At 64.5% G+C, this 8,301-nt stretch carries 5 protein-coding genes; 4 read left to right on the forward strand and 1 reads right to left on the reverse strand.

Annotated features, from left to right (window positions below; genetic code table 11):
• Positions 1-207 precede the first annotated feature (207 nt).
• Positions 208-1,503, reverse strand: a complete 1,296-nt coding sequence (locus LB528_RS29845; RefSeq protein WP_224717218.1) for a lipopolysaccharide biosynthesis protein — start codon at positions 1,501-1,503, stop codon at positions 208-210.
• Positions 1,504-1,703: 200 nt separating this feature from the next.
• Between LB528_RS29845 and LB528_RS29850 the strand changes: the two genes are divergently transcribed.
• The 4 genes from LB528_RS29850 (at position 1,704) to LB528_RS29865 (ending at position 8,183) form a co-directional block, all read left to right on the forward strand.
• Positions 1,704-4,193, forward strand: a complete 2,490-nt coding sequence (locus tag LB528_RS29850) for a GumC family protein (RefSeq protein ID WP_224717219.1) — start codon at positions 1,704-1,706, stop codon at positions 4,191-4,193.
• 229 nt (positions 4,194-4,422) lie between these two features.
• Positions 4,423-5,322 (forward strand): bifunctional methylenetetrahydrofolate dehydrogenase/methenyltetrahydrofolate cyclohydrolase FolD, encoded by a 900-nt coding sequence (gene folD / locus LB528_RS29855; RefSeq protein WP_224717220.1) that lies wholly within the window; start codon positions 4,423-4,425, stop codon positions 5,320-5,322.
• Between the two features lie 109 nt (positions 5,323-5,431).
• Positions 5,432-6,439 (forward strand): GlxA family transcriptional regulator, encoded by a 1,008-nt coding sequence (locus LB528_RS29860; RefSeq protein ID WP_224717221.1) that lies wholly within the window; start codon positions 5,432-5,434, stop codon positions 6,437-6,439.
• 94 nt (positions 6,440-6,533) lie between these two features.
• On the forward strand, positions 6,534-8,183 hold the full coding sequence (locus tag LB528_RS29865) for a vWA domain-containing protein (RefSeq protein WP_224717222.1): 1,650 nt from the start codon (positions 6,534-6,536) through the stop codon (positions 8,181-8,183).
• Positions 8,184-8,301: the final 118 nt, after the last annotated feature.

Consider the following 8,301-nt stretch of genomic DNA (forward strand, 5'->3'; position numbering starts at 1 on the left):
ATTCCGTAACGTCAGAGCGTTGCGACGGTGCAGAATTCTGCTCCGCTGCATTCTGCGGCCGGGGTTACGGAATGGATTCCAGGGTCTCCGCGACGGAGCTTCGCTCCTGCTCCGCCCTGGAATGACGACCCCGAAGGCTTCGCCCCGACCCCAAACGATGGGTCTGCCCAGTTAAAGAACCGCCGACCTCGGCTGCCAGCAGGTACGCTAGATCGCCTTGGCCGGCCGGCGCATTGCCGAATAGGTCAGCAGCATCGAGGCGAGATAAAGCAGCAGGAAGACGATGTTGAGCGACAACACCAGGTTGGGCGTGTCGGGGATCGTCGTCAGCACATAGGTCAAGAGCACCGCCTTCAGGCCGGCAAGCAGGCCGAGATTGATCGCCCGCACCGCCGTCTGGCCGCGCGCGAAGAGCAGCTCGGCCTGGTATTCGACGAGGTTGCGCAGGCCGGGAACGCAGACTGCGAGAGCCACCAGCGGCGCTGCCTCGGCGACATTCTTGCCGAGCGCGTTCGGGAAGAAATGCAGCACGATGCCGAGCGATGCCAGCGCCAGCGTCGAGACCAGGAACACGCCGCCTTCGATACCGCTCTTTACCGCCAGCCGCGACAGAAGCTCTGGCGCACGCATCATGCGCTGCACCAGCATCATCGAGAAGGTGCGGATCGGGATCGCGGTGAGATCCACCAGCCGCATGATGATGGCGTAGATGCCGGCGAGGTGCGGCCCGCCGATCGACAGCACCAGCAGCTTGTCGAACTCCATCTGCAGATAGAACAGCACTTCGGAGCCGGCGACGTAGACGGAATCGGCGAGCCGGCGAAAATAGAGCTCGGCGCGCAGCCTCAGCCTCTGGCGCGGATAGAAGAAGACGAAGGCGACGACGAGCGAGGCGGCATTGGCGCCGATATAGAACAGCGACCAGACGCCGATCGTGTGCCGCGCGCCAAGCATGAACAGGATCGCGCCGACCGCCCTGAGCGCCGTCGCCAGGATGGCGAGCACGGCCGCCCGCCCGAACTTGCCGAGCCCGTTGTTGACGATCAGCGCCACTTCGACCGGCCGCCACAAAAGCGCCTCGGCGAAGACGACAGCGGCGAAGGCCGATAGCGGCACGGTGCCGGCGAAGAAGATCAGATAGACGCCGTAGGACGCTGCGGCGAGGAACGGCAGCGACAAGACGCCGAGAAGCAGGAAACCGGCGGTGAAGGTGCCGATCAGGTTGGGACGGATCGTGGCGGTGCGGTAGAGCGCCGAGATGAAGCCGAAGGCCAGCATGCGCGACAGCATGATGCCGGCGGCCGAGGCGGTCGCGAACATGCCGAATTCGGCGATCGAAAGCGTGTTGGCCAAAGCGATGAAATAGGCGAGCGAAAACACCAACCGGCCGCCGGCGCCGCTGATCGCCGAGAAATAGTCGAATACCAGTTTCCGGCGGGTGGCCACGAAGTGGCCGATCCGCGCGAAGCTCCGCCTTTGCGGCATGTCGCTGGCCTGGGTCATATCCGGGGTGACAAATAGGCTTAGAAGTTTAACGCGGCGTTCTGGCGCCCGTGCGGCGGCGCCGAAATGCCGCGAACAAGGCGAGAAACCGTGCAGGCCCGGGTGCAAAATTAACCGTTTGTTTCCTATGCCCGTTTAGCGTGACTTAACGATTGGCCGATCCGCCGCGCGCAAGCCGCCAGAGAGTAAGTTCCAGGACAATGGTCGACAGGGATAACCGTGATGACTGGAGGCGCGAGCGTTCTCTGCTCGCGCTAGGCCAAGCCATGCGTGGCGACGACAACACGGTTTCGATCGGCGACCGGGCCAATTCCTCCTGGCACGAGGACGCCGCCGCGCGCCACCGCGCCGCGCGTTCCGAACGCGAAGCGAAGTTGAATCCGCGCCCCGGCGATACCGAAGGATTTGGCCCCGACCAGATGCAAGCGGAACCGGAGCCGGTCGAAACCGAGTATGACTGGCGCGCAAGAAATCGGGCCGCTTCATCCGGGCCGTTCTATGAATCCCCGTCGGAGCGCCATCAGCCGCAAGCCGCTTCCGAACCTCATACGCGCCGGCCGCCAGCCGGCGGCGATACCGAGGAATGGAAACCGCTGATCGACCCGATGCAGGTCATTCACGGTATCACGCGATCCAAGGCGCTGATCCTGTCGACGACCATTCTTGGTGCCGCGCTCGGCGTCGCCATCGCGCTGTCGACACCAAAGAAATATGAAGCCACCACCGACGTCATCGTCGACCCGCGCGACCTCAAGCTCACCGATCGCGACCTGACGCAGAACGTGGTCGCCTCGGATGCGACGCTCGCCATCGTCGAGAACCAGGTCCGCATCCTGACCTCGGGAACCGTTCTCAACAAGGTCGTCACCGACCTCAACCTCACCAACGATCCTGAATTCAACGGCCAGGGCGAGGGCGGCTTTGGCATGATGTCGACGCTCCGCTCGCTCCTGTCGCGGCAGGATGCGGGCGCCGCCGATGAGGCGCGTAAGCGCGCGCTGGCGGTTGGCAATCTGTATGAAAGCCTCGACGTCGAGCGTGGCGGCAAGACCTTCGTGGTCTCGGTCAGCGCCACGACGCAGAACGCGGAGAAATCCGCCTTGATCGCCAACACCATGGTCAAGGCCTTCAGGCAGATCTCCAGCGAGATCCAGTCCAGCACGGCGGGCCGCGCCAATGACGAGCTCACCGCCAGGCTCGACGAATTGCGCAAGGGCGTCGAGACCGCCGAGCGCAACGTCGAGGATTTCAGAGCGACGCACGATCTTGTCGATGCGCAGGGCCACCTGATCAGCGACGACCAGATGCTCAAGCTCAACGAGCAGCTTTCCGTCGCCCGCGCCCGCACTCTCGAGCTCAATGCCCGCGCCGCCTCGGCACGCTCGCTGAACGTCAATTCGGTCCTCAGCGGCACTTTGCCGGAAGAGATCAACTCCAACATGATGAGCGAGCTGCGCTCGCAATACGCGGCGCTGAAGCAGGAAGCCGACCGCGCCGAGGTCAAGCTCGGACCGCGGCATCCGGAAATCGGGGCGCTCAACGCCCAGCTCGCCGGCGCGCGTGAGCGCATTGGCGCCGAGCTGCAGCGCATCGCGTCCTCGCTGCAGGTCGACCTGAAGCGCTCCGTCCAGCTCGAGCAGGACCTGTCGTCGCGCCTGGCGCAAGCCAAGGTGCAGAGCGGCGACGTCAACAACAATCTGGTCTCGCTGCGCGAGCTGGAGCGCGAGGCCGCCGCCAAGCGTTCGGTCTACGAGCAGTTCCTGCTGCGCGCCAAGGAAACCGGCGAGCAGAAGGATATCAACACCGCCAACATCAGCGTCATTTCGGATGCCTATGCGCCACTGCAGGCCAAGGGGCCGTCGCGCGCGGTGATGGCCTTGGCAGGCCTGTTCGCCGGCCTGTTCGCCGGCATCGGCCTCGGCGGGCTGCGCGGCGTCTATGCAAGCCTGCGCGAGACGGCCGACAACCGCTCGCGGCGGAGGGTCGATGAGCGTGGTCCCATGGTGGAGAGCAATTCCAACCGGGCCGCTCCGCCGCCGGCGCCGCCGCCGCTCGTGACTCCGCCGGCTCCACCTGTTGCTCCGCCTCCGGTTCGGTCATTCACGCCGCCGCCAGCTCCGTCATTCGCGCCGCACCCAGCGGCGGCATCTTACACGCCGCCCCCAGCCGCTTCGCTTAAGCCGCCGCCTGCCTCACCCTCGGCCCCTCCGCCGGTATCGGCCGCCGCGCCGGCTCCGGCGCAATCCGTCACGCCGCCACCGACGCCCGACAACGACGCCGGCCGTGCGGGACTCTTCGGCTCGCTGGCCTCGGCGGTTCGCTATCTCATGCGGCGCGAGCCGGCTGAAATGGTCGATCTGGACTCTGTCCCGCCCGAAAGCGCCTGGCGCGCGCCTGACCGTGAAGAGCGTTATGCCGGAGCTGAGACGCAGGAGCGGACGAATTTCCGGCCGCCATACGAGCAGGGCTATTCCTATTCATATCGGCCGGACCATGGCCGGACCGATCCGTACGAGGATCATCATTCGGCATCGCCCGCCTCTTACGATCAGCAATCTCCTGCCAGTGGCGAGATTCGCCAGCCAGCCGCCGACCAGCAGGGCGAGATCGACGAGATCCGCGCTAGCCTGCGCGAATTCCGCGAGGCGGTGCGCGAGCTGACCGAAAGCCGCGCGCGCCGCTATTTCTAAAGCGCCCGCATTTCCAGATCGCCCGTGTTTCTAAACCGCTTGCGGTTCGATAAAAGCAGCCGGTTTCGGGTTTACGGCATCCGACGACGCTTTGACGGGATTGCCTTGTCGAATTTTCGTGAAAATGCCGCGCTGCATTTCGGCCGACTTCGCCCTGCGTCGGCGGATCGGGATGCGGGAGTGAGGCATGGGGCACGCATCGATGCGGCCTCAAAACGGAGAGTTCGTGATGACCGAAGTGATCGACGGAAAGCGTGTCGCCGAGGATGTGGTTTCGAAGGTCAAGGCGCTGACGTCGGAGCTTTCGGCCAAAGGCGCCACCAAGCCCGGCCTTGCGGTGGTGATCGTCGGCGAGGATCCGGCAAGCCAGGTCTATGTCGCCTCGAAATCGCGCACCGCCAAGGAATGCGGCTTCCATTCGCTCCAGCACACGCTGCCGGCCGACACCACCGAGGAACAATTGCTGAAGATCATCGGCGACTTGAATGCCGATAACTCGATCCACGGCATCCTCGTTCAACTGCCGCTTCCCGGCCATATCGACGCCGGCAAGGTGATCCAGACGATCGCGCCGGAAAAGGATGTCGACGGCTTCCACTTCATCAACGTTGGCAAGCTCGGCACCGGCGAGCTCGAGACCGCATTCGTGCCCTGCACGCCGGCCGGCTCCATGCTTTTGATCGAGCGCGTGCGCGGCAAGGACCTGTCAGGCCTCAACGCCGTCGTCGTCGGCCGCTCCAACATCGTTGGCAAGCCGATGGCCAATCTGCTGCTCGCCGCCAACTGCACGGTGACCATTGCCCACAGCCGCACCAAGGATCTGCCGGCGCTTGCCCGCACCGCCGACATCCTGGTGGCCGCCGTCGGTCGCCCGGAAATGGTAAAGGGCGACTGGGTGAAGCCCGGCGCGACCGTCATCGACGTCGGCATCAACCGCATCCCAGCGCCCGAGAAGGGCGAAGGCAAGAGCCGCCTGGTCGGAGACGTCGCCTATGCCGAGGCGGCCAAGCTCGCGGGCGCCATCACGCCGGTGCCGGGCGGCGTCGGGCCGATGACCATTGCCATGCTGATGGCGAACACTGTAGCTTCCGCCTACCTCGCGGCCGGACTGAAGCGGCCGTCCTTCTGATTTGAGAAAGCCTTGGCGTTGCCGAACCTGACTGTTCCCCAGCATTTTGCAGCCAAGTGGAACCACTTGGCGTTGCACAAATGCGGCTGAAATAAAGGGACAGAGCAGGATGCCCCACTCGACCCAGTCGCATCCCGCTCTCGAGCGGCCGATCACGAACGATCCCGTTCAGGGCGGCCGCCAGTTCGGCTTCCTCTTGGTCGACAAATTCTCGATGTTCTCGCTGGCCGCGGCCATCGACTGCTTCCGTTCGGCGAACCGCCTGCTCGGCCGCGACTTCTATGGCTGGACGACGATTTCGGCCGATGGCGACGCGGTCATGGCCTCCAACGGTCTGCCGCTGAAGATCGACTATTCCGTCGCCGACATGCCGCCGGTCGACATCCTGTTCGTCTCGGTAGGGCTCACCACCGAATTCCCCGGCAAGAGCAAGGTGCTGGCGGCGCTGCGCAGCTGGGGCCGGCGCGGCAATGCGCTGGGCGCGCTGTCGGTCGGCTCTTATCTGCTGGCCGAAGCCGGGCAGCTCGACGGCTATCGCTGCACCATCCATTGGGAGAACCGCGCCGGATTCATGGAGCGCTTTCCCGACATCAACTGCACCGGCAATGTCTTCGAGATCGACCGCAAGCGCTACACCTGCGCCGGCGGCACCACCTCGATCGACCTGATGCTGGAGATCGTGCGCGGCGATTTCGGCTCCAACCTTGCCAATGGCGTCGCCAATCAGTTCCAGCACGAGCGCATCCGCTCGGCAGGCGACCGCCAGCGCCTGGGACCGGAGCGCGATCTCACCGGCAAGTCGGAAAAGCTCAGGCGTATCGTCGAATTGATGGCCGACCATCTCGACGAGCCGCTGTCGGCGGTGCAACTCGCCAAGTCGGCCGGCCTTTCGGTTCGCCAGGTCGAGCGCCTGTTTCTGCGTCACCTCAGCGCGACGCCCGGCCGCTACTATATGCGGCTGCGGCTCGAACGCGCGCGCGAGTTGCTGCGCCAGACCAACATGCCGATCCTCGACGTGGCGATCGCCACGGGCTTCACCTCGCATTCCTATTTCGCGCAGAGCTACCGGCTGCAGTTCGGTCGCCCGCCCTCGGAAGAGCGGCGCACCACCTACTAGAGCGACCGCCCTTCATTCTCGGGCGGGCTTGTCTCCAGGGGCCGCGTCAAATAGCCTTCGCAGCGCGGACGAGGGTTGTTCTCAGGAGATTTTGATGGCGGGACTGATGCGGAGCGCCGCTGCGGCGATCCTCCTTTTTTCGATGACCAGCTTTGGCTTTGCCGCCAACAAGGTCATCATCATCCTCGATGCGTCGGGCTCGATGTGGGCCCAGATCGACGGCAAGCCGAAGCTGGAGATCGCGCGTGAATCGCTGCGCACCGTGCTGCAGTCGGTTCCGGCCGACGACGAAATCGGCTTCATGGCCTATGGCCATCGCACTAAGGGCAGCTGTGACGACATCGAGTTGATCGTGCCGCCGCAGGCCGGCTCCGCCAGCGCTATTTCGGCGGCGGCCGACAGCATGAAATTCCTGGGCAAGACGCCACTCACGGCCGCCGTGAAGCACGCCGCCGAGGCGCTGAAGTACACCGAGGACAAGGCAACCGTGGTGCTGATCACCGACGGGCTTGAGACCTGCGGCGGCGATCCTTGCGCACTCGGCAAGGAGCTGAAGCAAAGCGGCGTCGACTTCACCGCCGATGTCGTCGGCTTCGGGCTGACCGCCGACGAGGGCAAGCAGATCGCCTGCCTCGCCGAAAACACCGGCGGCAAATACATCCAGGCCTCGGACGAGAAGGCGCTTCAGGAAGCGCTGGTCGAGACCGTTGCGGCTCCCGCGCCGGCTCCCGAACCGGCGCCGGCTCCCGCTCCCGAGCCGGCCAAGCCTGAATTCAATTTCACACCGAGCGTGGTCATGGCCGAGGGTGGCGATCCGATCACCGATGGCAATGCCTGGGAGATTTACAAAGCCGCGGCCGACGGCACGCGCGGCGACCAAGTCACGACCGAGTATGGCGTGCTCAAGACCAATCTCGAGCCGGGCGACTACATCGTCGCCGGCCGCGACGACGAGGCAAGGAGCGAGCAGAAGATCAAGATAGAGGCTGGCAAGACCTACAGCCCGCTGTTCACGCTGAACGCCGGAACTTTGGTCATCCACCCGCATGCCAGCCAGGGCTCGGAGATCAGCGGCGAAGCGCGTGTCGACTTCGCCTATCCGGGCGGCAGCACCACGCACTATGGCGACACCAAGGCCACGGTACCCGCCGGCGAGCAGAAGGTGACGGTGCAGATCGGTGCCGGCACCGTGACCGAAACCATCCAGCTTGCCGCCGGACAGACCGTCGAGAAGGACATCGTCGTCGGCGTCGGCCATGCCGTGCTCAATGCCTACTATACCGTCGGCGGCGACAAGGCCGACAATTCCGGCATCGGCTTCGAGATCGTCAAGGCGAAGAAGAAGATCGACGGCTCGCGTGAAAGCGTGGAGCACTCCTATGGTCCGGACAGCAAGTTCTGGCTGCCGCCGGATGACTATGTCGCGCTCACCACGCTCGATCTCGCTGTTGTCGAGCAGCCTTTCAGCATCAAGGCCGGCGACAATCAGGACATCAAGGTTGCACTCGATGCCGGCGTGCTGGCGATGTCGGCGCCCGGCGCCTATTCGATCGAGGTCTTCTCGTCGAAGAAGGACATCGAAGGCAAGCGCAAGTCGCTTGGGTTGACCTATGGCGATAGCTGGCAGCAGACGATCCCGGCCGGCGACTATGTCGTCGTGCGGCACATGTCGGCTGAAGGCCAGGAGAAGGAAGTGCCGGTGACGATCAAGGCCGGCGAGCGGACCGAGATCACCGTTCAGTAGGCCTTGCGGTTAGACTAGCTGTTTGATCCCAGGCTTTGATAGGGCATCCTTATCCTCCGAATCAAAGGATGCGCTATGGGCCAGGTTCTTCATGGAAGCGCCACGACGACAGAGGCGG

Origin of the sequence: Mesorhizobium sp. CA4 (genome assembly GCF_020165075.1) — a bacterium.
Taxonomy (GTDB): domain Bacteria; phylum Pseudomonadota; class Alphaproteobacteria; order Rhizobiales; family Rhizobiaceae; genus Mesorhizobium.

Coding starts and splice junctions, on each gene's coding strand:
- folD (WP_224717220.1), top strand. CDS start 4,423: ATGACCGAAGTGATCGACGGAAAGCGTGTCGCCGAGGATGTGGTTTCG.
- LB528_RS29850 (WP_224717219.1), top strand. CDS start 1,704: ATGGTCGACAGGGATAACCGTGATGACTGGAGGCGCGAGCGTTCTCTG.
- LB528_RS29845 (WP_224717218.1), bottom strand. CDS start 1,503: ATGACCCAGGCCAGCGACATGCCGCAAAGGCGGAGCTTCGCGCGGATC.
- LB528_RS29860 (WP_224717221.1), top strand. CDS start 5,432: ATGCCCCACTCGACCCAGTCGCATCCCGCTCTCGAGCGGCCGATCACG.
- LB528_RS29865 (WP_224717222.1), top strand. CDS start 6,534: ATGGCGGGACTGATGCGGAGCGCCGCTGCGGCGATCCTCCTTTTTTCG.